Genomic DNA, 24,790 nt, shown 5'->3' with positions numbered 1-24,790 from the left:
GCAAGGGAGCGGGATGATGCGGGCAACGGCAAAGGCCATTCTGGCCATGATGCTGACCTGGACGGCGCTGCCCGGCACGGCACAGGCAGCGTGGTGGCAGGCAAAAAGCCGCCACTTTACCGTTTACAGCGAGGGCAATGACGAAAAGCTGCGCGGCTTTGCCGAACGGCTGGAGAAGTTCGATTTTCTGCTACGACGGCTGTACAATGTGACCGATCCTGAACAGGGCAGCCCGGTGTTGGTCTATCTCCTGTCGAACGACCGGAAGGTGCAAAAGCTCGCTGGCAATCCGAATATTGGCGGCTTTTACACTACGTCCGACCGCACCGCCTTTGCTGTGCTGGCGCGCGGTGACAAGACCGGCAAATTTGATTTCGGCGCGGAGGAAATCCTCTTCCACGAATATACCCACCATTTCATGCTGCACCATTTCCCGGCAGCCTATCCCGCCTGGTATGTCGAGGGATTTGCCGAGTTTTTCTCGGTCGTGAAATTCCCTAAAAGTGGCGCGATCGAGTTTGGCCATGTGCCAATGGCTCGGTTGCCCGGACTGGTGCTGGGCCAGCCCTATCCGGTCAAATATCTGTTTGCCCGTGACACGGGTGATCTCAGCCGGCGTGACGGTGACCGTTATTATGGCACCGCCTGGCTGCTCACCCACTTTTATCAATATAACAAGACGGAACGCCGCAAGGAAATCGCCAGCTATTTGGAGGATTTGGTGCGAGGCGTGCCGGACCGGTCGCCTGACAGCTATTTTGAGGGCGGGCTTGACGGTCTGGAAAAGGATCTCAAAGCCTATATGCGCCACCGCCTGTCGGCGTCATCGCTCAAATCGAACGAGATGAAGATTGGCGAGATCGTCGTCAGCCCGGTGGATGCCGCGCAAGGCGCGCTGGTCGAGGATGAGTTGCGGCTCATCTATCACCCGAAGGCCGATGAACTCCCCGCCATCGTCACGGCCATCCGCGTGACTGCCAGCAAATTTCCCGATTCCGCCTATGCCGCCGCGCTGTTGGCGGAAGCGGAATGGGCGGCGGAACAGAAGGACGCAGCGCTGGCCGATGCCGACCGGGCGATCGCGCTCGACGCCACATTGTCGCGCGCTCATGCGGTCCGTGCGCAAGTCCTGCTAGAGCGTGCGCATGACAGCGACAAGGCGGAGGATTGGAAGGCGGCGCTGACCGCCATCGTCCGCGCCAACCGCGCCGATACGGAAGACCCGGTGCCGCTGGCGCTCTTCTACCGCTATCATGCGATGCGCGGGGGGAAGATGCCCGACCTTGGCTATGATGGCCTGTACAAGGCCTTCACCCTGTTGCCGCAAAGCTCGGGCTATCGCTTCAATTTCGTCCACGCGATGGCGGCGCGGGGCGACTATGCCACCGCCTCGCTGCTGCTCGATCCCATCGCCTATTCGCCCCACGCATCGGACATGCGTGAGGCGGCGATCAGGTTGAAGGCGGAGCTGGACGCCCAGGCAGCGGAGAAGTCGGGGGAGAAGGCGAAGAAACCGGGAAATCCCGCACCCGCGCCATGACGGCGGCGCGCGCTTCGTCGCCCATGCTGCGCCAATGGACGATCTCGTCGATCGTGCGCCCGCACCCGACGCAGATACGTGCTGCGTCCAGCGCACAGAGGTTACGGCAAGGGCTGGCAACTGGCGTATCCATCACATGAAACTATAGGGATCGACATCCACCGCCACGCGGGTGCTGGATTTCCACACGATATTGCCCAGCCATTCGCGGATCGCCGCCTGTATGTCGATCTGCCGCTTGGCGTGGATCAGCAGCCGGTGGCGATGGCGCCCGCGCAGGACGGAGAGCGGCGCAGGGGCAGGGCCATAGACCCGCATCCCTTCGATCAGCGGGGCCGACTTGCCGATCAGCCGCGCGACCTGCGCTGCCTCATCGGCATCCTCGCTCGAAATGATGATCGCGGCGAAACGGCCAAAGGGCGGTGCGTTGGCGCGGCGTCTATTCTCCGTCTCAACCGCATAGAATCGCTCGGTATCGCCCTCGATCAGCGTCTTGATCACTTCGCCTTCGGGCATCCGCGTCTGGATGAATACCCGTCCCGGCTTCTGCCCGCGTCCCGCTCGTCCGGCCACCTGCATGATCTGCTGGAAGGTCCGCTCCGACGCGCGCAGATCGCCGCCCTCCAGCCCCAGATCGGCGTCGATCACCCCCACCAATGTCAGGTTGGGGAAATGATAGCCCTTGGTGACGAGTTGCGTGCCGACGATGATATCGACATCGCCCGCCTCCACGGACTTCACAAAATCAGCGACCCTGGCGGGCGAAAACAAAGTGTCGGACGTGACGATGGCGGTGCGCGCCTGTGGCCATAGCGCCTTCACCTCATCGGCGATCCGTTCCACCCCCGGCCCGCAGGCGACCAGGCTATCTTCCTCCTTACACTCCGGGCAGAAGCGCGGCGCGGGGACGACATGGCCGCAATGGTGGCAGGCCAGCCTGTGGGTCAGCCGATGCTCGACCATCCAGGCGGTGCAATTGGGGCATTGGAACCGATAGCCGCAATGGCGGCACAGCGTCAGCGGCGCATAGCCGCGCCGGTTGAGGAAGAGCAGGCTCTGCTCGCCCTTAGCCATCACCTCGTCGATCGCCTTGACCAAAGGCGGCGCGATCCAGCGGCCGCGTTCGGGCGGATCAGTCAGCAGGTTGATGCCTTCGATCGCGGGCATCTCCGCCCCGCCATAGCGTGAGGGCAGTTTGATCTCGCGATAGCGGCCGAGTTCGACCTGATGGCGCGTTTCGATCGCCGGAGTGGCCGACGCCAGGATGACCGGGAATTTTTCGATCAGGCCACGCATCACTGCCACGTCGCGGGCGTGATAATGGACGCCATCCTCCTGCTTGAAGCTCGCCTCATGCGCCTCATCAACGACGATCAGGCCGAGCTTCGGATAGGGGAGGAATAGCGCCGACCGCGCGCCGACCACCACCTGTGCCTGTCCGCTGGCAATCGCCCGCCACGCCCGCCGCCGCTCGGTCTGGCGCAGGCCGCTATGCCAGTTGACCGGGATCGTGCCGAACCGTGCCTCGAACCGCTCCAGAAACGGCTCGGTCAGCGCGATTTCGGGCAGCAGCACCAGCACTTGGGCGTCGGCGCGGATGGCGGCGGCGATCGCCTCAAAATAGACCTCGGTCTTGCCCGATCCGGTCACGCCATCGAGCAGGAAGGGCGCAAAATCATGCGCGCGCACGGCGTCCGCCATCGTCGTTGCCGCGTCCGCCTGCGCTGCCGACAAGGCGGGCGGGGCATGGTCCGGGTCGGGCGCGGGGAAGGGGGTGTCCACGCTCACTTCAATGGCGTCGAATATATCCTGCTTGATGAGGCCGCGAATCACCGCGTCGCTCACGCCGCCGATCAGCGCCAGTTCGCGAATCAGCCCCTGCCGCTCCCCGATCCGCTCCAGCGCCTGCGCGCGCTGGTCGGTCATGCGATCGGGCTGGCGGCCATTGGCCTTATATTCGATGACGGTGCGCGTCCCCTCCAGCGCCGCCATCGACGCCAGCGCCATCCGCAGCACGGCGGCAGGGGGCGACAGATAATAGTCCGCCGTCCATTCGATCAGCCGCCGCAGCGTTTCGGGCAAGGGCGGGGCATCCACCACTTCGATCAGGTTGCGCAGCCGATTGTCGCCCACGCTGTCCACATCGGGGAAACTATCTTCCTCCCACACCACGCCGACCAGCTGGCGGGGTCCAAGCGGCGCAACGACGATGCTGCCGGGCTTGACACTCATCCCGTGCGGTACGCGATAGTCGAGCGGCCCCAGGGCAGCGTTGAGCAGGAGGACACGGGCGCGGGACATGCCCCGTCCTTAGCGCCTGGCGCCCGGCAGGCAAATGCCGCCTGCCTACATTCGCACGCTTAGCGTCAGCCATGGGATGTGCGCGACGACATCGGGCCGACCGTCGCGGAAATTCTGCTGCCGCATATAGAGCAATTGCGCGTCCACATGATCGCTGATCGGATGGCGCAGGCCGATCTGGTGCCGCATTGTCGCAAGCCCGGTCTTGTCGCTGGGCCGTGCGCGGTTGAGGTGAAAGAATATTTCTGTCGCGGCGATCGCGGTCCATTTTTTCGCCCGGTCCAGCGGCACACTGGCCTGCACACGCTGGCGCAGCCGCCAACTGGCGGCGTCGGCATTGTCGAAGAAACGCTGCTCCATCCGGGTGCGGGCCAGCCACATGCCTTTGCTCAGCGTTACCTGCTGATGGAAGCGTAATTCCTGATCGACCTCGCTCTTCAGATAGGCGAAGCCGCCGCCCACCTGCACCAGCGGGGTCAGGCGATGGTCGATCGCGATCCGCGCCAGAAACTGCTCACCCCCACTGCCCGCGTCGGATCGGGCGCGCTGGCTGGAATCGATCGTCACCAGATCGGCCTTGCTGGCCCGGATCGTCGCCGTTTCCGTGATCCACATTTGCGATTCCTGGGTCGCGGCGATGGCGGGCGATGCGATCGCCATGGCCGGCAGGACGCCTGCGAGCAGGCAGAAGTGCAATAAGCGGAGCATGTCTGGTCCTTTGGAAGGGTGCCCGCGCTGTAACCGTCCTGATCCAGCGATACAATCACCCGATCCGACATGGCCAATCCCCCCGCCAGCCGCTAAAGGAACCGGATTCGCCTATCCCCGGAGCCGCATCCCATGAAATTCTTTGTCGATACCGCCGACACTGCCGAAATCCGCGACCTCGCCGCCACCGGCCTGCTCGACGGCGTCACCACCAACCCGTCGCTGATCCACAAGTCGGGCCGCAAGTTCCTGGAAGTGGTCGGGGAAATATGCGAGCTGGTCGATGGTCCCGTCTCCGCCGAAGTCGTCGCGCTCGATCATGAGACGATGATGAAGGAAGCAGCCGTCCTGCGGAAGATCGCGCCCAATGTCTGCATCAAGGTGCCGCTGACGATCGACGGCCTCAAGACCTGCAAGGCGCTGACCGATGATGGCTGCCAAGTGAACGTCACGCTGTGCTTCTCGGCCAATCAGGCGCTGCTTGCGGCCAAGGCCGGCGCCAGCTTCATTTCGCCCTTCGTCGGCCGTCATGACGATAATGGCTTTGACGGCATGGCCCTCATTCAGGACATCCGCCTGATCTACGACAATTACGGTTTCGACACCGAAATTCTGGTCGCTTCGGTCCGCCACCCCATCCATGTGCTGGAAAGCGCGCGGATCGGCGCCGACGTCATGACCGCGCCGCCCGCCGTCATCAAGGCGCTGTTCAACCATGTCCTGACCGACAAGGGTATTGCAGGCTTTCTGGCCGACTGGGAAAAGACCGGTCAGACGATCCTCTGATCCATGGTCGCCGGGCGCGTGGAACCACGCGCCCGGCCCCTGACCTCGATCAATGGTGAATGGTGACCCCGGCGTGACCGCCTGAATTTCATGATTTCAGAAAGTTACGTTGGACAACCATCCGCAAAATATAGGACCCAACCACGCAGAACTCCGTGGTCATGGATAACCTTTCTTTGGCATTTTAGGCCGTTGTCACCTAACCCACAAAACAAGCTTGGGAGGCGTGTGAAGTCGCGGATTTTCGCCGTTTTTCCATTTTGTGCGTTAGTATATTCCGAGATCATATCGCAAACAATCAGAAAACATTTGACGGCTTTACCGCACGGTTATCGTAGGCTTAAGCGCTGACCCGATCGCCAGCGCTTGATCGGGTAGCGGGGATCAGTCGATAGCATACATGCTGGCGAAGTCCCGACGCTGATCAATCCCTTCCAGTGGATTTTCATCACTTGAAGCTGGCGTCGTCACCCCTGCAAAAACATCTGGACCAAGGACAGAAATAGCGCACCCACACCTGCCAAATTGCCAGCCAGTGAAATAAGATCTTTAATCACTTTTTCCGGTGGCTCGGGTGCTTCGGCTAGCACCTTTATGGCAGTAATGATGGCCATCGCCTGCTGCTTTTCACTATTGCTCCCACGATCGAGCGCTTCCACCTGTCGCTCAATTGATGTCAGCTCCATTTGTAATTTTGCGAGCCGCTCCCCTTCCAAAACTGCTGGCTTTGGGACGCCTGTCCATGACGAGCTATCGATGGGAGAAATTTCTGACGAAGCATTTTCATCTAAGCCAGGCATAGCCCGAAGCTCTGCCGGCATGGTCGAAAGTGGTTCACTTTCAGATCCCTCCAGCGTTGCAGCCCGACGCATTGCAGGTTCAAATGATAAAACAACAAAGCGCTCTACGCTTAAATTAGGTTGCATTTCTGCATCTCGCAGCCAGTCCGAAAGTGCGCCCAATGATCTGTAGTTGCGTACGAACTCGGGGACTACGTCTGAATATTCGCTATTGGAAATCAGACCTTTACGGAGGACATCGTAAGTGTCACGGCGAGGCTGCGTAACCTCCCCCTCTATCGCTGAATTTATTGTGTCTCGAAGTGATGTTATTGCTTCTACATCGGATTGATTGTGAGTCCATTTGACTGTTGGTAATGCAATTGCCAATGCCGCCCCCGCGCTTCAGTGAAGGGCGAACGTATAATGGCTGGCACAACATCTCAACAAGCCTTCCAAGCTCTGTACAATCCAGCATTTCTGCCGCTCCAGCTGTAAAACGGCTCAAATTGCGGACCTTTCTTTTCAGATGCTTGCGACCAGTCGGTAAAACGTGCGTTGCAGGCTGATCGAAGAGGGAGCGTGAATATGATCACCGAATTCAATCTGCTCGACGGCAACCCGGTCATGATCAATATGGACCAGGTCGACTATTTTCAGCCGGCAGACGACAACACGCTGATCGTGTTCGCCGACGGTCGATCGCTGACGGTTATGGATAGCTACGACGCCGTCGCCGAAATTCTAAACCCGGAACGTCAGGCCGGGGACTGATCACAATAACTGCGGCGGAGTCGGCAGCTCATCTTTCTTGCGAAACCATGGCGCATCCGTCGCATCGACGTCCAGACGCTCCGCCGGATAGGGCCGATCGAACTGATATAGATCCTCCAGCGGCGCGGTGAGCCATGTGTTCCAGTCCTGCGGATCGAGGATCACCGGCGACCGGTCGTGGATGTCCGCCAGCTCCGGCGCATTGTCAGTCATCACGCCGGTATAGACCGCGCCCCATTCGTCGCTCTGCGTCCACAGCCCCGCCCAGGCAAAGATCGGCTGATCTTTCACGCTCAGCCATGTTTCGGTCATGTGGCCCTTTTCGCCCACGGCCTCCGCGAACCGTACCGTAGGGATCAGGCAGCGCTGGCGCGGTTCAGCGGCCCAGCGCTTCCAGAATGATCCCAGCTTGTCGAAGCGCGCATTATTGACCGGCTTGGGCTTGAGCGGCCGACCGCTCTTGCCGCGAAGTGAGACCGGGAAACCCCATGTCATCTGCTCCAGTACCAAGCCGTCGCCATCCCTGCGCACGACGCTGCCCGGTGATTTGGGATGCACCTGCAACGGCCCCTCATTGAATCGCGCGCCGATCCGCGCGCCGAATAGGTTCAGCACCTTTTGCGTGTCGCCGCGCTCTGCCCGATTGCACATAGGGAGGAAGGTGGTTTGCGACGGACCGCCTGTCAACGCGCTTGACCCGACTCGCGCCTATGTTCTCATTACGTTCTTATGGAACAAGTCGATCAATCACGCCTCGCCCTTTGGCGAAGGAACCATCGTATGGCTTTCGCGACAGAATTTGAAAGCCGTGGCACCCTTTGGTGTTGCTGGATCACAGCGGTGCAACAAGGCAGCCTGTTAGGCCAAGGCAGCTCAATCCAGGTATATGGCAAGCAAGCCGCGTTCGACAAAGCACTGGCCGATCTTGCCGCCGCGCTGCGTCGAAAGGGTTATGAAATGAAGGGGCAGGAATGAAAGGCCGCAGGCTTTTTGCGGTCATCCATAGACCTCGACCAGCCGCGCCATCTGCCCCTTGGCGCGCTTGGCAGTCGCCATCCGGTTATCGCGCAGCAGCTGCGCCACGTCGGCGTCCGCGCCCTTGGCCAGCGCGATCGGGTTGCCGGTGACCGATATTTCATTATTGGCGATTGTGATCCGCTCCGCGCTGCGATCAGTCCATGGCGCCTGCCAGCGCGGCGCGGTTTTCTCACCATAGTGGATGCCATCGACGCAATCGCGGATATCATTCGCCCTGATCTCGATATCCTGCGCGCCGCCCTTGCATGTGATCGCGCAGGTCGCGCCGGAAAACTTGGATCGCCGGATACTCCCGCGCCCGCTTGGTCGTTGTCAGCGCTTATCGCTGACCAGAGCACCGCTTTTAGCCGACGATGCGAACCTATTGCTACCGATCCGAACGTTTGGCCCGCAGTCTCTGGTGATCTTGATAGGCGCATCGCCACAGATGCCGCGATTATTCGCAATAACGATATCGTCGGCGGAGTGTTGCGCCCCTGGTCGCCGCTCCGAACTTTCTGGACCGCCGATCACGATTGCGGAGCGGCTGTCGCACGTAATATGATTATCCGTGATGCGGACTTTGCTGCTGCCCAGCTTAACCAGCACGCCAGCTTCGGCGCGCGGTGCGTCGATACTGTTGCCTGCGATCCTGACGCCGAGACTACTACCCACGTCTATCCCTTGATCGCTCCCGGCAGAAACCATGTTTTCAACGATCGCGATGCGTTCGCACATCGCTAGCTTTATGCCATCCTGCGCCGGTGTGTGCGTCTCGCTACCTTCGATCTCGCAATCGGTGCACTTGTAGAGGAAGATCCCGTCGCGCCCACCCCATGTCGCAGCCTTGACGGTCACATACTGACAATCGATCAGGGTCAGTGCTGCTTCTTCGGCGCTGTCTGCAACAATGCGCACGAAGGTCAGTACGATGGGCGCGTTGGCGGTCCCTTTGACGCCACGAACCAACATGTTAGTCTGCGTCAAAGGGACAGATTGCGAGCCAGTGAACATCATGGAAACGCGGGTCATGTGTTGCCACCGCCATCCGTGACCGAGCCAACGATACGCGTGTCGCACGCAACATGCGTGTTGGCGTAGGATATGGTTCCCGCGCCGTTGTTAATGCCCGTTGCAAAGCCAGTGATGTCACACTCGTCGATTGCTACGCTGCCATTCGGGGCGTTCGAATAAGACCGGACACCCGCGCTTCCGGTGTTGCTGCCGGATATGTCAAACTCGACACTGGTAATCGTGATGTTCGCGCCTTGATTGGCGCAGCCGTCGGGATATGCAGTACCACCCGCGAGAAGCAGGACGCGGCCATTGCTGAATGCATGGGTGCCGCTGGATGCGCCGTTCGATGCCACGCCAATAGGTCGGTTGTAACCGATGGCGAGAAACGTGTCTGTCGTGCCGTTAATGTCTCGCACGTCGCCAAAGCCGGATTTGTTGCCCATAACGGCGACACAGCGCGCGCGGGTTTTCGTGCCGCCGTGGTTAGAATAACAGTCAGAATTGGAGCCGCCGCCCGTGAGATTGCCATAACCGGCCCAACCCGCGAAGCACTCGGTATCGAACTTGTCGGTCGCCGCGCTGCCGCCTATACCGTCGCTGTCTACATAGCGTACGTCCACGCCTTCGATGGTGCCAGCGGAACAGTCAACGCCGGTCCCCGATCCATACCAAATCCGACCGCCTTTGACCTTGGCTCCTGCTGCCGCGACAAGGAAGATGGACGTGGCGAAGAGATTTGCCGCCGTTGCGCCGCGCTTTGGAACGCGGAACCGACCTTGTGGTGATCCGCTCGCGAGCTTCACGTAGTAGTTTCCGCCGCTATAGCCGTAGCTACCCACTGCCGGGTTCGCAGGGGACGCTGCATCGTACCGCCATGCCTGCCCTGCCGGATTGGCCAGAACAGCCGCCTCGACCGAAGCGATGCTTGCGGCCCACCCCGAAGTGGAGAGGTCCGGGCTTGCCGCTGGATGTGATGCGGCAGTATCGTATACGCAGCCGTACTCAGTGGTGCTGCTGGCGTTGTTGTAAGGCGGATTCCCGGCGTGGCTCCACAACCCGCCGCCTTCGTCGAACCAATCGGTCCACAGGTGCGACATTGTGACAAGCGCTTGCTCACCGGTCCCAAATTGCGTGCAGTCAACGGTGAGTCCCGCAACCGTAATCGACGCTTGGCCGTCAAGGTTGAACTCATCGCCTCGCTTGGGGCAGAGAACGTCGCCGCTGCGAAAATTAGTGTAAGACGATAGCTTGCCCAGCGTCGCCCAAGGGGTGACCGCATTAAAGCCGACTGCGCTGTCCGAGCCGGAATTGCTGACGTAAAAGTGATTGCCGACCCAATCCGCCATATAAGCAAAGAGGTCCGCGCGCTCCTGCGCCGTCAGTGCCCGGTCATAGCCGCGAACGACGCCAAGCCAGCCGTTCGGACCAGTTGTGGTCCTGCCGAACTGATCGAAGGTGAAGCCGCCTGAGAACAGCCCCGCCGCAGTTGCCGCGCCCGGAACCTCATTGACGAATGCCTGCGCCGAGCCGTCCGCATTGATCTGGAGGCGCAGCACGTCGATGCGGCCGATCGGCAAATAACCGACAGGAAACGGAACAGTCGTCGCCGCGCCGCCATTTGAGCGGACGGTGAAGCCGTCGCGGGCATTGGTCAGCCCTATATACTGCGAAGTTGCCGCTGCCTGCGCCCATAGTCGCACATTGGTTGCGGACGTATCGCGCGCACCCAGCGCAAAGACGAACTCGCAGGCTGTAGAGGCCGGAATGGTCCAACTGGTAAACGTGCCGATCTGCGATGATGCCGCCGTGAATTCCAGCATCTGCTGACCAGCGGGGCCGTAGCCTGGGCGAACCGCTGGGAAGTTGGCGAGAGTGAGAGCGTGGGCGCTTTCATCCAACGCTGGCGCGGTTGCGGTAGTCGCCTCAGTGAAGTCGAACGCGCGCGCTGGAGCGAGGGTGGCGGGGTCGAAGGGTGGCGCAGGCGCACCGCCCGCCGCACCCAAAACGCCCATGGTGCCGAGCGTGAGCGCGCTGACATCGCCCAGGCAACCGAGCATCAGACGGCATCCTTGATGGCGACTTTCTCGCCCACCGCCGTGACCGCAAAGGACCGCGGCTGATTGGCCAGCACAAGGTGCCCGGTGTCGGACGCGGCAGTGGGATCAGTTCCGAATTTGACCCAAACGTCGCCCTTTGACGCGATCGTCCAGAAGCGTGCCTTAAGCAAAACCGGACCATCCGCCACGATCGACGATTGCGCACTGGTGCCGGAACTTGTGATCGTGTCCGCCGCGCCTTCGACGCTGTCGGGGATCGGCATGGTCACGCCGGTATCGGCACGCGCCTGCACATTGCAGAGCGTGATATGGACTAGGGCCATCAATATGTCCTTTCAGGGGAAGGGAGGGACGTTAGCGCACGTCCATCGGGCAGACACGGTCCACGACGCGCTCGGCGAGCGCCAGGGCGGCCTTGGCGTTCGGGCAGTTGGCGTAGGGACGGACGGTAGCGCAGCCGCTCAGCAGCAGCACCAGGGGGAGCAGGCGGATCACCAGTCCACCCCCCGACGGATCGCGCGAATGACGAAGGGCGCAGCCCCCCGCGATGATCACCAGCGGAAAGCTGACAAACCCGGCGATGAATATCCCGATGCTGGCCATCACTTCTGCGCCAGCCTGCGGGTGCTGATCTGCCCCCACACCAGCGGCACCACGACCAGCGCAACCGCGCCCAGCATTTCGACCGTATCTGCGCCCAGCCAGCCCTTGCCGATGGCATAGCCGCCCACGATCAGCACGACCTGGCGCACCCCGGCCGCGATTTGTGTGGCAGTCACGTCGTTCATTTCATCCTCCGTGCAAAGGCCGCAGCCAGTTTCTCGTCATATTTATTTTCGCGGTAAGCGGTGCCGTTGTAGCCCCGCGCGAAGGCCGCCCAGTCGCCGCGCCGCAGCGCCCCTGTCAGCCCGCGCCCCTCGATAAGGCGCACGAAGGCGTCGAGCTGGTCGCCCTCCGTCTGCGCCTGCCGCCAGGCGAACGACCATGGGTCAGGCGCGCCGCACACCGCGTAATTCTCGCCCAATATCTGGAACGCGCCGTAGCTGGCCGACATGAAGCCGGCATCGACGTCCAGGGCCACGGCGCCTAGCAGCTGCTCCCACCGACCGCCCTGCGATCGGGGATAGAGCGCACGGTTCCATTTCCGCGACGACAGGGCAGGGTGGCTACGGTCGAAACGATGGCCCGTCGATTTGCTGAACCGGTGCGCCTCGAACAGGATCGTCGGTCGCCCCGTGATAAAGGCGTCACCGGACGATTCAACGTCATAGACAGCCCAGACTTTGGCTTCTTCCACCCGCAGGGTCGATGCTGCCAACGCAATGTCTCGCGCATCCACCGGATAGTCGGGGCCAGCAGTCAGGCAGGCCAAAATCGCGGCCTTGCTTTGCGGCCCGATACGGCCGTCCAGCAGTCCATGATAATAGCCCAGCGCCGTCAAGCGCTTCTGCAACTCCAGTTGATCCATGCTGCTTGTCCCATGAAAAAGGGCGCTCGAAAGCGCCCCGCATTGTCAAAATGTCGTGCAATTCAGTCCGGCTTGATATCTGTGCCGATGCGCTGCGCGCTGATCCTGGTTTGCACTGCGTTGCGCAGATCGCCCCGGCTTTCCACTACATCCGCCGCGACGTCGCGCAGCGTGGCGGCTTCGACCCGCGCGAGGAACCGTTCGGTCAGCAACTTGATCAGCCTGTCGGCGCCGACTGTGCAGAAAGCGGTCATCAGGGCCGCTGCCTCATTCCTGACCCCCGCCTGTGTCACCAATGAAAAGGCGATCAGCGCCACCATCGGCAGCAGTAGCAGGTCGGCCAGCACAAGCCGCACCTTCACCTGCACACCCCTTTTGATGAGCAGCGCATATTTGGCCAGAAAGCCGAACGACAGGCCAATCCAGACCCAGCCATATTTTGCGAAAAGCGCCTCGAACCCTGAACCCATCGGCCCCTCTCTGCATAAATTTCCCATCCGGGCCTCCCGTTCGGGCCTAAAACATTCCGGCAGTCGGCAAGCGTCGATCAGAAAACATGCTCACCCCCTGTCAGGCGGGGATCAGGCCCCGCCTGACAGGCATCACGCGGCCTCACAAAATGCCGAATTCAGCCAGGCAGGCCTGCGCCCATGTCCAGAACGCCGCCTTTTCGGCTTCCGACAGATCACGGCTCCAGCGCGCCGCGATGGCCATGTCGCCGGTGCCTTGGAATGGTGTCACCGGTGCCGAACCGATCGTCCAGGGCAGACCGCTACCGACGCGGCTATAGCCGGCCGCAAGACTCTGTGTTGCGGACAGGTTCCCGCGCAATTCGCTGATCAGCGGATCATCCTCCGCCGATCCGTCCGCGCCGGTTCCCGATGTGGAACCAAAGATGGCGCGGAATTGTCCTTGAGGAACAGATACAGCCGGGTTGCGGGACACGCCCGTCCCGTTCGTGTAGCGCACCGTGAAGGTCGCGGAATCGTCGGCATTGGTGAAGATCGATGCGCCGGTTGTGTCCGCGCTGGCAGTCGAGAAGCTTCCACCGAAGAAAAAGCGGTGCGCGTTGTCGGCCTGCGTGTCGGTGTCGCGGGCAATGAACCCCAGCGTAACAGCGCCGCCCGTGTCGTTCACCGGTTCGCGCAAATAGTTGACCGACGATTTGAGCGAGAGATAGCCATCATGCGCCACCGGCGTGCCGACGATCGCCACATCAGGCTTGCCGCGCGCGTAATTGCGCTCGGCATAGTCCAGACCCCAGCCGAGCATCAGCAGGGTTTCAAGTCCATCGCCCAGCGTGGCGGGCATGATGAGTTCCGCGCAATCAGGGAGGAACAGGGCGGCACCAGAGACGATTTCGAGACCGGGATTAGTGGGCATGGTCTATCCTTTCAAAAGAAGTTGGCGATGGCCGCGGCGAGCGGCTCGGAATGTTGGTCACGTCCGCCATTGAGAGGGTGGACCGGTTCGGTCAGCTCGTATGGCGCAAAGCCGGTTGCGGCATCGACCGCGCCAAGGGTCTGGAGCCATCCAGCCTCTTGCGATTGATGCGCCCACGCCGAGCAGAGCCGGATATTTGTGTCGCCACCTGCCACGCGCGCGCGCACGAATTGCTCGACAGCGGCAAGGATATTGGCCCAGCGCGACCAGTAGAGATCGCCATAGGGGCCACGCGGCATGGTCGTTGCCCAGATCAGGATTTTAGCGGTCGGCGCGACACGGCGGATTTCGTCAACCAGATAGCCGTAGCCGCTGGCAACCTGCGTCAATGCGGTTGCTTCATCCTCCTCCAGCATGTCGTTCATGCCAAGATTGAGGACGAACAGGCCAGGCGTGGCGAGACTGAAGCGGGACAAATAATGGCCAAGGTCGAAGCGGTAATTGGTGCCGCCTACCGTGACGATCGGCGCGGCAGAACCTGCGCCAGTGTCAGGGTTGAGGAAGGGATTGGCGAGGCGCTTGTTCGCCTTGCTCAGGGCAAGATATGCCGCCTCCGCACCCGGCGCGACAACGCTGGTCCAATCGGCATCCTGTTTGGTGCCAAGGAAGTCGGAAAGCGCCCAACCTTCACGCCCCTCGCCGAGCGGGCCTGTGGCATCGTTGCTGTCAGACGTGCCTGCGCCATTGATCGTGCCAATCCAGTTCGGCGCATATCCCCACCCGGCCAGCAGCGCATTGCACTTTTGCGCGGTCTGCCGATTCGTGATGCTGTCGCCCAGGAACAGGCCATTGATGGCGGGCAACCCTGCGACAGGAACCGACTTTACGCGCGCGGTCAGTATGCGGGAGATACCGCTGCCGCTGTCCTTGCGACGAATGGCCAGCGTCGTCTGACCGCTCAGTCGCGCGGGGTCCAGCAGGATCGTGCCGTCCGAAGCGGTGACAGAATAGGCGCCGCTCAGATTTGCGATCGTGACGATTGCTGGCGCATCATCGCGGCGGACCTTGAACAGTGACCCGACATGCAGCGCCAGCCTGCGGTCGGATACAAGCGCGAGATCGCCGCCAATGAGGGGCGCGATATCCGGCGCGTCCGGGGCAGCTATCGCTGTCGCCGAGGAATAGATGACGCAGCCAAGCGGGTTGATCACACGGAATGCTGCGTCCGTGATCTCGCGAAACTGCCAGTCGGCAATCTGTGCGCCTTCACCGGATTTGGCTTTGAAAGCCACCCCGCCGCCGCGCTTCAGGATCTTGACACCGTCGCCATAGCCGCGCCAGCGCGCGCCGCCGGGCATCAAAGCGCCCTGATCATCGAACAGGAAGCGGACGCAGCCGAGCGGACTGAGCGAGGATTGCGCCGGCGCGTCGGGGTGAACGATCTTGCCAAGGGGCGGCGCATTCAGCGCCACACCGGGCAGGGACAGCCCATTGCCATAAAGCAGTGCGAACACAGCGCCCACTGCCGTGGCGAAGCGATGCATCGGCAAATCACGATCGCCCGCGCCGTCTGTGCGAAGCAATGCCGCACTGGCCACCAGCGCCGCATCAACGGATGCTTTGCTGGGATAGGAGCCGATTTCCACCGCCGATCCGGCCTGATTGACGTAGGACGTCGCATAGACATTGCCGGCACCGAAAACCGTGAACGCTTCACCATCTGCGGTGGCGGCCAAACCTTCGGCGATCGTCGCATAGGGGCCAGCTATCACCGCCTGGAGCGCGGCCATCTCTGCACGGTCTGCATCGCCGCTGGCGCTTTCGGCGCTCAGCTGCGCGCTCTCGCTCTTCTCGATCGCCACGTTGCGCGCCGCCTCCGCCGCGTCGGCGAACGGCCGTGCGCCTTCGGCCCCTGCCTGAAGATAGCGCTCGTCCATCTTCTCGGTGGTTGGCTCGTCGATCAGGCCCGCGTCATACAGACGGCGTTCCGCGCCGAATCCGGGACGACCGCGCTCGACGACCAGCTTGCGCTGCGCCGCTACCGTCACGCTCAACATTGGCAGGTCCATATATTGCGGGACGACATCGCCAGGGATGTCCGACCCCGGCTGCACCGCCACCCGCTCGGTCAACCGGCTTGCCGTCGCCCCACCCGTCAGTTCCATGAAATCATAGGACAGAGACCGGGTGAGGCCCGCCGCATAGATCAGGCTGGCCTGTTCGGCCGTCCCCAGCGCCACCGCAGTGACTGCCAGCCCGTCCAGTTCCGCGTCGATCGTCAGAAATGGCACTGTCTGGTCGGTATAGCGGATCGCGAGCGCAAACAGGCGACCGGTCAGGTCCTGCAATGCGTCCGCTTCATCGACATAGCCGACCTGCAACGCAAAGGGTTCGCCGGCGCGCACGATCAGCGCACCGGCGGGGGAAAGGCCCGCCAGGGTCATCAGATTCACCTCAATGAAAGAAGTCTAGGTCCAGTCTGTCGCCGCAAAGGCGGCCTGCTTTGCCGTCACCGTTGCCGCCGCGCGGATCGCCCGCTTGGCCTTTGTGGCGACCGCTTCAACCGCGGCGATCCGAATGCGGGAGGTCGCCATTCCTGCCTCGAAGCGGGCAATGACAACCGCCAGCGTGTCGCCGGTCGCCGTCGCTTCGGCCATGGCGAACGGATATCGCGCCGTCTTTTGCGGCATCGTCAGCGCCGTGAGCAGGGTGCCGACGATATTGCGATAGTCATAAACTTCCGACGCCTTCTGGGCATAGGCGTAGGACTGGCCCACGCCCTGCGTCATCACCGCTGACCGCAACGCCTCCCGCCTACGATCGACCTCGGCCAGAAGCCCGGCCTCCACCGCAACCAGATCGCTTGCCTCGTAATAGTCTGCCGGCAGAACTTCGATGTCGCCGGGCGCATAGCCTTGTGGAAAGACCAGCGATCCGTCCGCCTTCAGGCGGTGGGTCGGGCGTCCCATCAACTCCACCCGACCGTCATCGCGCCATCCAGCGCCACCAGCGTGCCGGTCCCGGATGACCGCCGGGTGAGCAGCTGGAACTCCCAGTCCGCAGCCGACGATGGCCCGGCGATCGACGCGGACAAAGTGAGGCTGGAAGGCTCGCCGACCGTCGCGCCATAGGGATCGCTTTCCTCGGCCGCCATGTCGGTCCACGAACCGCTGCCCGGCGTCGTGCGATACTGGATCTTGCCCGCCAGCGCGCCGGTGCCGCTGCTTGCCCCATAATTGAGATTCACATCGACCTGGATCGTCCCATCCGGCCCGACATTCAGGGTCAGCGGCCCGCCACTGACCGCGCCATAGGAACCGCTGCTGTTGACAGACAGCGTCGAATCGGTCGCGCTGTTGACCGAACCGCCATCGCGCACCTTGGTCAGATTGACGCTCGCAACGGACACCACCGTGCCGTCATGGCTGATTGTCACCTGCGCAGACGCGCGATCGGCCGACATGGCGTCGATCGTCAGCACCCGGTCATTGGCGCCGCCCAGCGCCGCCACGCAGTTCGTCGTCGTCAGGCTGAAGGTCGTCAGCGCATCCTCGCTGATATCTTCGGACCCCTGATACACATAATAGGCCGCACTGAGCGGGAACTGCCCCGTCTTGGGTGTGCCGGCATAGGTGCAACTGATCGCCCGCACCCAGCTGGACGGCGCAACCGAAAAACCGTCTGCGCCGCGGACGATCTCCGTCGCGATATCGTCGCGATCCTCGCCCGTGGTCAGCGCCGGGGTCGGTGGCGCGGTGCCGGTGCGACCCAGCGCGAAATCATGCTTGCCTTCGCTTTCCGACATGAAGGTGAAGGTGACGACCATTCGCGCCGGATCGATCTGCCGCTTCAGGATGATGGCGTCGATGCCGCCCAGTCCATGGTCCGGCAGATCCAGTGTCAGCATGTCACCCGGCCCGAAATGGCGCATGTGGGGTTTGCAGGGGACGACGATCGGCGCAAGCTCGCGGCCGTTCAGCAATTTATACGCAGCGATCTGCGCCGCCTGGTTCTTCTGCTGGATCAGGTCATATTGCTGCTCTTCGATCTTTTCCTCGCCATCTTCGGTCAGATAGCTGGCAATGCTGACAAGGTCCGATTGAACATATTCCCACTTGTTCGCCTCCGACCGATATTTCGGGCGAATGCCGTTCAAGCGGGCAGCCCATGTCTGCTGTGCGGTGGCGTCGACATCCTCATCGGCCAGATCGTCGGCAGTTAACGTATGGAGGGAGAGGCGGGGCGCATTGAAGCGCAGCCCCAACTTGCCGCCGCGCCACATCGGCTCCGCCGCGCCCGCCTCCAGGATGCGCTTCAGATTGGCCCATCGATCGCCCGGTTCATAGACGACGCCGCCGACCTTCCACCCGTTCGCGTCGCAGATGTTCGACAGGGTAACGAAATCCTGTACGATGATGCCGTCGGGCGGAAGCCCGACGCCGAAAACCTTCTCATATTTGGCATCCGGATCATCCTCATCTCTTGCCCATGAACCCAGCGCATATTTGAGGCTTTGCAAGCCAGGGCATTCAGACCACTCCCATGTCAGTTTAGCTGCATCGAACGCCGCCGTATCACCCGGATCGGCCCAGTGGTGCGATCCTACCCCACCCGGATAGGTGTCATCTTTGCGCGGATCATAGCATTTGACGCCCCTGCACACAGCGCCCTGGATCGGCACACCGCTGGCATATCGCTTGGCATCCTTGTCGAATTTCAGGTTCCAGAGCACCGCCGCCTTGCCTGACAGCTTATGCGCGCTGGTCCAGTTGGGCATCCCGGCCCAGAACGGGGTCAGCGCAGTTTCGCTGGCCAGACCCAGCCGAAAATCGCGATAAAGGTAGCTGGCATAATAGCCGGTCGCCGCCGTTCCGCTGAAACTGACCGGCTGAAAATCGAGATACAGCCCTTCAAATTCTTCGATGGGACCGGCGACCGAATAGACCAGCACCATGCCCCGATAGGGGTTCTTCACCTTCTTGAGTGTCGGGCCATAGCCGACATCGTGCCGCAAAACCCCGCCGCTATAGGTTCGCCCAATGATACAGGGCGACACCGGCTCCGCTGCGATGATGACCTGGTTGATGGTCCCGCGCGCCGGCGGCTTCTTGGCCGTCAGTTGCGCGCCGATCGAGGCGAGGGTTGACGCCACCGATGCGACAGTCGCGACCGTGGCGAGTGTCGCAGCAGAGATGCCCGCCAGAGTGGCCGTCCCTGCCATGCCAGCAGGCGCGAGTGCCGCTAGTGCGGCACCGCCGGTTGCCGCGACCAGCGCTACAGCGCCCGCTATGACCGCGACAGTGCGAAGGGTCTTAGACACGCCACGCTCCGATCACATGATCGAGGGACAGGACAAGCTGCGGTTTGACCCCGCTTGGATCATCCTGATGCCAACCTACCAGCTTGCCGACCGTGTCGCTGATGCAGATCGAATCGAACAGGTCGTCGCCGGGCAACAGCGCCAGGTCGCCGACCCACATCTGGGCGGGGCTGATGCGCGGCAACAGACTGTCGAACAGCGCGGCGATGTCGACAAACCCGGCCTTCGACAGCGCCGTGCGCGCGCCAAGCGCCGAACGGAAATCAGGGATCGATGGAGGACGATGACCCATGTTGCGCATCTGCGTCCGTGCCATATGGATGCAGGTCGCGCGCCCGCGCCAGCTGAAGGGGCGCGCATATTTGCTCAGCGTTTTGCGGGTCGCCTCTACGCGGCGTGTCATTTCAGGCAAGTTGCGTCCTCACCATGTTAGCGTAGTTGGACCAGCCAGCGCTGGGATAGACAACCGATGCCGCGCCATTGGAGCCGGGCTGGGCCTCGGTGCCCCACGCGACGGCGGACGTCAGCCCGGTCGCATTGTCCTCGCCCAGCTCGCCGGGAAAGACGGACTTGTGGAAGGCCGACGACAGGCTGTTGCCGTCGTTCGAATTAAAGAAGCGCTCACCGCGCGGAACGAAAGTCATCGGCAGTTCGCGCTTGCGCAGACCAGTAACCAGTCTGACCTGATCCATCTGGCCATCAAACTGCTGGTCGGGCGTGCCGATGATCTGGCCGGTCAAATCGTCCAGCTCCGCGATCCACAGCCGCAGCCGCGACCCCTGCATCCCCGGCGCGGCCAGATCGACGGCGGCGGCGGTGCTGGCGGGCAGGAAGGTCAGGGAAAAAGCCGGGACTTCGTCGCCGACCCCTTCTTCAAATGCCTCCATCGACCCGATGATGCCAAAGGTCGGATCGCGCGCGATGAACTTTTCCGACGCCCATGGCACCCAGCCGCCATCGCATAGGCGGATCGTCCGCCCGTCCCGCAGTTCCAGCTTCAGGAGGCCGCTCAGCCGCACATGCCGCATGGATGGGCGCCTACTTCGGTGCCACGCCGCTCAGGGCGAAGCCGCAGCCCGCGATGAACGCTGCCAATGCCAATATGGCGCACAGGATCGCCGCTATTTGCGCGATGGACCCTGATTTGTACGAAGGGATGGGGTCATGGCTTGCGGCCTTATCGGCCATCTCATCCTGGGCGTTCCAGGCGAGATACTGCGCCATTATATAAAAGCGGTCCTGAGAGAGGTGCGCGCCGAGATAGGCGCAAATATTAAAGACCAGACCTGCAGCGAAGAAGCCAAAGGCCCACCAGAGTGTCGCAAGATCGAACGTCACGGCACTGGACGAAGCCACGAAGCTGAACAAGGCCACTAGCGCGCCCCCGTTGATCAGGGTGAGCGCCTGTAAACCGCTTTGCGCGAAGCCGATCGAATAGCTCAGCCGCGCCGTCGCCTCCGCGTTCTGGGATGCGAATTCTCGCTCAATGTGCATTCTATCCGGCTTTTCCATCAGGCCATTTCCTCGATCGTGAACTGTATGCCGGTCACCCGGTTGCCGCGTGACAGCTGCCAGCTCTGCTCATTGCCCGCGATGTCGCCCTCGATCATGGGCTGGTCCAGATGCACCGCCGCGCCATCGGCGAACGGGATGCGCAGATGTTCGCCCAAAGTGATCGTCACCTTGCCGTCGCCCGCCACGATGCCGCCGACAAACACATTGTGCAGATAATGCTGGCCGGTCGAATCCTCGATCGACATCCAGAACCCCTTGGCCAGATCATAGCCGGGCGTCAGGCCGCGCAGCGACAGGACGCGCCCCGCCTGGTCCGCACCATCGATCACGGGTGTGCCCGAACCGCTCTGATCGACGCCCTGCAAAGGGTAGGCCGTGCGCAGCCCTTCCTGCTTGCCGCGCACCAGATCGGCAATCAGCGCGGATCGTTGGGCAGCAGTCCCTATCCCGATGCTGATCGCGGCGCGATAATGACCGCCGGGTCGGTCAATACGGACGCCCACCGCATTCGTCGCGCCGCGCACCGTCCCGCCGACATCGACGAAGGCGGGCGTGACCGATGCGGGCAGGTCGCTGGCGGACAGTTCGATCATGCAAGCCTCCGGCTGTTGCGCCTGGACACTGCCTGTTGCGCGCCGTTGCTGGCACCCGACGCGATGATGGGGGCAGCCGCGCTGACAACCTGAGCGCTGACGCCGGTGCTGATACGGCTGATCTCGACATCGAACAGGTCGCCCTTGATGACGCGGATCTGCAAGCCGTTGTCATTGCTGGCCATGGCCCGGCGCGTGTCGCTGGCCGTCATCACCTGCGCGCCGCGCGGCATGTTCACGATTTCCGGCCCGTTTTCGCCGACCAGCATGGCCCCGGCAGGGGTGTACATGTTGCCGATTGCCGATCCGCCATTTTTCGCCCGCCCGCCACCAAGCAGCCCGAACAGGCTGCCGATCGTGGGCAGGTTGCCGCCGCTGATTTGATTCTGGATCGGGTTGATGACCGCCAGTTTCCACATGGCTGACACCACATCGTTGATGGCGCTCATCGCCACATTCTTCCAGCTGCTCCAGTTGCTGGGATTCAGCACCGTATCGACGACATTGGACCCGATGTCCCGCATCGCCATCAACCGCCCGTTGCTGTCATCCAGAGCATTGGTGAAGGCGATCTGCGCGGCCTTCGCCTTCACCAGCACGTCGACCTGTTCAGCGGTCAGGTCGCGGCCCTCCCGCTCCAGGTCCAGCTGATAGCGCCGCACTTCCACGGCCGCCTCGATCTCCCGGCGGCTCTTGCCTCGCATTTCCCATTCAAGATTGAGCAGCACGGTCCCGGCGCTGATATCGTCATTGGCGGTCTTGAAGAATTTTTGCCGGTCCGCCAGTTTTTCGCCCTGAGCGTTCAAAGCGTCGCGTGAGCCGCCGCCAACATTCTGACTGTTGAGCCAGCCAAACCGCTCTTTTTCCAGAGCCAGTATTTTGCGGAGAGCCGCTTCACGCTCCCGCTCAGCTTCGCGCTCTTCTTTTCGCGCCGCTACGGCGCCTGCACGGCTCGCTTTGCCACTGTCCCTGGCGGAATTCAGGCTTCGCTCGGCCGAAGCTAGTCCCTCCAGAAGGACTTTCTGGGCCGACGCATCCTTGTTGCTAGCCTCATAGGCCGCCCGCATCTCACGGACCGTGATAGTATATTGCGCCTGAGCGCGGTCCGCCGCCGACGTCGCGCCAGCCAGTTTTGCGCGGGCTTCGATCATGCTGGTGTCGGTTTTGAGCAAGGCTGCCGTATCGCCATTCAGCGCTCGTAGTTCTTTTGCAAGATCCTTGTTTTCACGCGCCGCCACGACCGCCTGTCCGCCAATGCCGGTTATCTCCAGCGCCAGACCCTTCAGGTCTGGCCGACTGGTGCGCGCCAGATTAGCAATGCTGGTGGAAAGCTTATCGATATCGCCTCCAGAGGCACGGAGGGCGCTTTGCACATCAGTGTCCAGGACACGCTGCACATTGGCGACGTCCGGGTCCCACGACTGGGGGTTGCCGGCGACATCGCGGCGCGCATTCCCGGCGATAGAAAAGACCTTGTTCCGGCTTTCCGTAATCGCCTTTTCATTGGCCGCTACCTGCGCCTGGCGGGTCAGGATCGCGTTCAGAACGAGGGTCCGGTTCTGTTCCTTCAGCGCACCCGTGGTGGTGTCGATGAAATTGGCGATGTCGGACTGGCGGTCGCCAAAGGCTTTTGCAGATGACTCCGCCTTCTTGGCGGCCTCATCATTGCTAAGATAGTGCCCAGCCAGCGTGGCGAGCACGATGCCCGCCGTTGTGAGTGCCATGCCCCATGGTCCGCCCAGCCAGCCGATGAAACCCTTGCTTTCGCCCGCCATCAACTGAATGGACTGAATAACCTGCCCGGCCTGACTGGTGAATATCTGCATGACCGGAGCCTGCATACTCCACATCGTGACCATATCGTTAAGCTGATAGGACATCTGCTGCGCGCCGGCGCGCATCGCGCCGGTTGAGGTGATGACGCGCCCGTGGTGCCCGCTGACCTCGTTAAGCAGTCCCTGCTCAATACGCAGCTTACCACAATATTCATCGAGTGTGATGGCGCCCGCCGCCACCAACGTGCGTGCCTGCGCGATTTCATTGTTGAAGCGCTGCTGCGCCACCCAGGTCGGATCGATCTGCGCACGCAATGCCGCCGCGCCGGCCGTCAGCCGTTCCTGCTCAGCGAACAATTCGCGAAAGGCGGCGGCCGACGCGCGGGCAGACCCTTCCTGCAAACTGGATCCGGTCCCGACCGCATCGTTGATCCGCATCTGCACCGCCGTCTGCGGCATGATCGCGGCTATCTTTTGCGCAGCGGCAGCCCTCCGCCGATCGGCAGATTCAAAGTCGGTGGCAGCCTTGTCATAGGCCCGGACAGCCCGGTTTGCGGACGCTTCCCAAGCTTCGCCCACTTCGCGCGCATCGCGCTTCACATCTTCCTTGCCCTCCGTCCCGAGACGGATGGCGACTTTAGGCGCTGTCATTGTCCGGTCTATCCTCGGTCATTTGGTCGAGCAGGATGCGCTCGATCGGCGGCAGAACCTGCGCGAGCAGGGGCATGTCGGCATGTTGGGCTGCCCCCATCGCCAGGACGGCCCCGAAATCGAGGCCATAGGGTGGGCCCATGCCAGCGCGAAGCTGGCGGCCGCAGCCCGATATCACGTCCCAGACGGAGACCGCGGCGTCGGTTCTCAGTTCGTTTTCGCGATAGGGGCAGCTTTTTTGACGGCCTTTTTCCGGGTCCGCTTCACATCGGCCCTGCCGCTGCGCCTGGCAGACCGATTGGCAATATCCACTTCCTGCGTCGCCCCCGCTGAAATGCCATTCGGCAAGGGCGATGATCCGTTTTTTTCCAGTTCCTTCATGACGAACGGGCGGACATAGGCTTCGTCGAGTCGCTCGAAGCGGATCGGGTCGGCCAGGAATATAGCGAGGCGTTCGGGCGTCACCGTGACCGGATTGCCATCGCTGTCGCCCACACCGCGCCAGTCGTCGATGCCCGCTATCAGCAGGCTTTCGGACAATATGTCGCCTGCCTGCTCGATCAGGTCTGTCGGCAGGGGCGCATCGTCATCGTCGGGCAGGGCGCTGCCGATCGCGGCGGCGGCGGCCCGACGGGCGTTGCGCAGCGCGACACGCCCGATCGGGACAAAGCGCACCTCGACCGCAGGCAGGTCGCCAGCCGCCGCCTGATCTGTAAACCACCACGGCTCCAGCGCTTGCTTTTCCGCGTCAAGGTTCAGCATCAGAAACTGTCTTTCTGATTGCCGGTCGCCCATTCGATCCGGATGGGGCGTTCTTCCTCGATCGTCTGGAAGTGGTCGCCATCACGCACGAGTGCGCCGCCTTCGACGGCGAAGCGCAAGAGCTTGCCGGTTTCAGCGTCGGCCTCGATCACCTTTTCGATGCGCTTGCCGGTCTCGACATCAATGACGCGCACCTTCCCGCAGACAGATGGCGGTGTGACCCCGATCTTCACATAGGAGGGCGGCGCTTCCTCCGCGACGTCGGGCGCTTCGACCACAAGTGGCGCGGCAATATCGGCCAGCACCGCGTCAGATGGCGGGGCAGATTTGGCTTTAGTCATGAC

Annotated in this window: 28 protein-coding genes; 4 read left to right on the top strand and 24 right to left on the bottom strand. The window is 62.2% G+C overall.

All coding sequences use genetic code 11. From position 1 onward, the window contains the following. The first annotated feature begins 13 nt into the window (after window positions 1-13). Window positions 14-1,540, top strand: coding sequence for a DUF1570 domain-containing protein (locus tag KRZ98_RS10145; protein ID WP_217673439.1), 1,527 nt, complete (start codon window positions 14-16; stop codon window positions 1,538-1,540). Here the strand turns inward: KRZ98_RS10145 and KRZ98_RS10140 are convergent. The 3 genes from KRZ98_RS10140 to KRZ98_RS10130 are packed head-to-tail and all read right to left on the bottom strand — an operon-like array spanning window position 1,452 to window position 4,549. Then, on the bottom strand, window positions 1,452-1,673 hold the full coding sequence (locus KRZ98_RS10140; RefSeq protein ID WP_217673438.1) for a DUF1289 domain-containing protein: 222 nt from the start codon (window positions 1,671-1,673) through the stop codon (window positions 1,452-1,454). The genes KRZ98_RS10145 and KRZ98_RS10140 overlap by 89 nt on opposite strands. Continuing rightward, on the bottom strand, window positions 1,673-3,841 hold the full coding sequence (locus tag KRZ98_RS10135; RefSeq protein WP_217673437.1) for a primosomal protein N': 2,169 nt from the start codon (window positions 3,839-3,841) through the stop codon (window positions 1,673-1,675). The genes KRZ98_RS10140 and KRZ98_RS10135 overlap by 1 nt, the downstream gene beginning before the upstream one ends. 45 nt (window positions 3,842-3,886) lie before the next feature. After that, complete coding sequence (locus KRZ98_RS10130; protein WP_217673436.1) at window positions 3,887-4,549, bottom strand: DUF2490 domain-containing protein; 663 nt, start codon at window positions 4,547-4,549, stop codon at window positions 3,887-3,889. Window positions 4,550-4,681: 132 nt separating this feature from the next. Here KRZ98_RS10130 and fsa point away from each other — a divergent pair, with 132 nt between their 5' ends. Continuing rightward, window positions 4,682-5,335 carry a fructose-6-phosphate aldolase gene (gene fsa, locus KRZ98_RS10125; RefSeq protein WP_217673435.1) on the top strand — a complete coding sequence of 218 codons (654 nt, stop codon included), beginning with the start codon at window positions 4,682-4,684 and terminating at the stop codon, window positions 5,333-5,335. A 467-nt stretch (window positions 5,336-5,802) separates the two neighbouring features. Here fsa and KRZ98_RS10120 read toward each other — a convergent pair whose 3' ends face one another. After that, entirely contained in the window at window positions 5,803-6,504 is a 702-nt protein-coding gene (locus tag KRZ98_RS10120; protein ID WP_217673434.1) for a hypothetical protein, read from the bottom strand. A gap of 198 nt (window positions 6,505-6,702) precedes the next feature. On the opposite strand from KRZ98_RS10120, the gene KRZ98_RS10115 reads away from it, so the two are divergent. Then, window positions 6,703-6,888 carry a hypothetical protein gene (locus tag KRZ98_RS10115; protein ID WP_217673433.1) on the top strand — a complete coding sequence of 62 codons (186 nt, stop codon included), beginning with the start codon at window positions 6,703-6,705 and terminating at the stop codon, window positions 6,886-6,888. On the opposite strand, the gene KRZ98_RS10110 is transcribed toward KRZ98_RS10115, so the two are convergent. Further along, window positions 6,889-7,539 (bottom strand): SOS response-associated peptidase, encoded by a 651-nt coding sequence (locus KRZ98_RS10110; RefSeq protein ID WP_217673432.1) that lies wholly within the window; start codon window positions 7,537-7,539, stop codon window positions 6,889-6,891. 129 nt (window positions 7,540-7,668) lie between these two features. On the opposite strand from KRZ98_RS10110, the gene KRZ98_RS10105 reads away from it, so the two are divergent. Next, on the top strand, window positions 7,669-7,863 hold the full coding sequence (locus KRZ98_RS10105; RefSeq protein ID WP_217673431.1) for a hypothetical protein: 195 nt from the start codon (window positions 7,669-7,671) through the stop codon (window positions 7,861-7,863). Between the two features lie 375 nt (window positions 7,864-8,238). Here the strand turns inward: KRZ98_RS10105 and KRZ98_RS10100 are convergent, their stop codons facing one another. The 19 genes from KRZ98_RS10100 to KRZ98_RS10010 form a co-directional block, all read right to left on the bottom strand. Then, complete coding sequence (locus KRZ98_RS10100; RefSeq protein ID WP_217673430.1) at window positions 8,239-8,937, bottom strand: right-handed parallel beta-helix repeat-containing protein; 699 nt, start codon at window positions 8,935-8,937, stop codon at window positions 8,239-8,241. Continuing rightward, window positions 8,934-10,979: a hypothetical protein gene (locus tag KRZ98_RS10095; protein ID WP_217673429.1), complete on the bottom strand. Its 2,046-nt coding sequence runs from the start codon at window positions 10,977-10,979 to the stop codon at window positions 8,934-8,936. Before KRZ98_RS10095 ends, KRZ98_RS10100 begins: the two co-directional genes overlap by 4 nt. Continuing rightward, entirely contained in the window at window positions 10,979-11,302 is a 324-nt protein-coding gene (locus KRZ98_RS10090) for a hypothetical protein (protein ID WP_217673428.1), read from the bottom strand. Before KRZ98_RS10090 ends, KRZ98_RS10095 begins: the two co-directional genes overlap by 1 nt. A 31-nt stretch (window positions 11,303-11,333) precedes the next feature. Next, window positions 11,334-11,582 (bottom strand): hypothetical protein, encoded by a 249-nt coding sequence (locus KRZ98_RS10085; protein WP_217673427.1) that lies wholly within the window; start codon window positions 11,580-11,582, stop codon window positions 11,334-11,336. Then, complete coding sequence (locus KRZ98_RS10080) at window positions 11,582-11,767, bottom strand: hypothetical protein (protein ID WP_217673426.1); 186 nt, start codon at window positions 11,765-11,767, stop codon at window positions 11,582-11,584. Before KRZ98_RS10080 ends, KRZ98_RS10085 begins: the two co-directional genes overlap by 1 nt. Next, window positions 11,764-12,447 (bottom strand): N-acetylmuramidase family protein, encoded by a 684-nt coding sequence (locus KRZ98_RS10075; protein ID WP_217673425.1) that lies wholly within the window; start codon window positions 12,445-12,447, stop codon window positions 11,764-11,766. The genes KRZ98_RS10080 and KRZ98_RS10075 overlap by 4 nt, the downstream gene beginning before the upstream one ends. 62 nt (window positions 12,448-12,509) lie before the next feature. Beyond that, window positions 12,510-12,917 carry a hypothetical protein gene (locus tag KRZ98_RS10070; RefSeq protein ID WP_217673424.1) on the bottom strand — a complete coding sequence of 136 codons (408 nt, stop codon included), beginning with the start codon at window positions 12,915-12,917 and terminating at the stop codon, window positions 12,510-12,512. A gap of 142 nt (window positions 12,918-13,059) precedes the next feature. Then, complete coding sequence (locus KRZ98_RS10065; RefSeq protein WP_217673423.1) at window positions 13,060-13,830, bottom strand: hypothetical protein; 771 nt, start codon at window positions 13,828-13,830, stop codon at window positions 13,060-13,062. A gap of 11 nt (window positions 13,831-13,841) precedes the next feature. Then, on the bottom strand, window positions 13,842-16,274 hold the full coding sequence (locus tag KRZ98_RS10060; protein WP_217673422.1) for an SGNH/GDSL hydrolase family protein: 2,433 nt from the start codon (window positions 16,272-16,274) through the stop codon (window positions 13,842-13,844). 24 nt (window positions 16,275-16,298) lie between these two features. Continuing rightward, window positions 16,299-16,799, bottom strand: coding sequence for a hypothetical protein (locus KRZ98_RS10055; protein WP_217673421.1), 501 nt, complete (start codon window positions 16,797-16,799; stop codon window positions 16,299-16,301). Continuing rightward, window positions 16,799-19,150, bottom strand: a complete 2,352-nt coding sequence (locus KRZ98_RS10050) for a phage tail protein (protein WP_217673420.1) — start codon at window positions 19,148-19,150, stop codon at window positions 16,799-16,801. The genes KRZ98_RS10055 and KRZ98_RS10050 overlap by 1 nt, the downstream gene beginning before the upstream one ends. Continuing rightward, complete coding sequence (locus tag KRZ98_RS10045) at window positions 19,143-19,553, bottom strand: hypothetical protein (protein WP_217673419.1); 411 nt, start codon at window positions 19,551-19,553, stop codon at window positions 19,143-19,145. Before KRZ98_RS10045 ends, KRZ98_RS10050 begins: the two co-directional genes overlap by 8 nt. A 1-nt stretch (window position 19,554) precedes the next feature. Continuing rightward, window positions 19,555-20,178: a hypothetical protein gene (locus KRZ98_RS10040; RefSeq protein WP_217673418.1), complete on the bottom strand. Its 624-nt coding sequence runs from the start codon at window positions 20,176-20,178 to the stop codon at window positions 19,555-19,557. Window positions 20,179-20,188: 10 nt separating this feature from the next. Then, the gene (locus KRZ98_RS10035; protein ID WP_217673417.1) at window positions 20,189-20,662 is read right to left on the bottom strand and encodes a hypothetical protein; all 474 of its coding nucleotides are present in this window, start codon (window positions 20,660-20,662) and stop codon (window positions 20,189-20,191) included. Continuing rightward, window positions 20,662-21,258 carry a hypothetical protein gene (locus KRZ98_RS10030; RefSeq protein WP_217673416.1) on the bottom strand — a complete coding sequence of 199 codons (597 nt, stop codon included), beginning with the start codon at window positions 21,256-21,258 and terminating at the stop codon, window positions 20,662-20,664. The genes KRZ98_RS10035 and KRZ98_RS10030 overlap by 1 nt, the downstream gene beginning before the upstream one ends. After that, window positions 21,255-23,684: a hypothetical protein gene (locus KRZ98_RS10025; RefSeq protein WP_217673415.1), complete on the bottom strand. Its 2,430-nt coding sequence runs from the start codon at window positions 23,682-23,684 to the stop codon at window positions 21,255-21,257. Before KRZ98_RS10025 ends, KRZ98_RS10030 begins: the two co-directional genes overlap by 4 nt. Next, window positions 23,671-23,826 carry a hypothetical protein gene (locus KRZ98_RS10020; protein ID WP_217673414.1) on the bottom strand — a complete coding sequence of 52 codons (156 nt, stop codon included), beginning with the start codon at window positions 23,824-23,826 and terminating at the stop codon, window positions 23,671-23,673. The genes KRZ98_RS10025 and KRZ98_RS10020 overlap by 14 nt, the downstream gene beginning before the upstream one ends. Before the next feature lie 65 nt (window positions 23,827-23,891). Further along, a complete protein-coding gene (locus KRZ98_RS10015; RefSeq protein WP_217673413.1) occupies window positions 23,892-24,446 on the bottom strand; it encodes a hypothetical protein in 555 nt (184 codons plus the stop codon). Continuing rightward, the gene (locus tag KRZ98_RS10010; RefSeq protein ID WP_217673412.1) at window positions 24,446-24,787 is read right to left on the bottom strand and encodes a hypothetical protein; all 342 of its coding nucleotides are present in this window, start codon (window positions 24,785-24,787) and stop codon (window positions 24,446-24,448) included. Before KRZ98_RS10010 ends, KRZ98_RS10015 begins: the two co-directional genes overlap by 1 nt. Window positions 24,788-24,790 lie beyond the last annotated feature (3 nt).

The organism is Sphingobium sp. AS12, from assembly GCF_019097845.1.
Lineage (GTDB): Bacteria > Pseudomonadota > Alphaproteobacteria > Sphingomonadales > Sphingomonadaceae > Sphingobium.
Note: the sequence above shows the minus strand (reverse complement) of the source record. Positions and strands in the feature narration are given on the sequence as shown.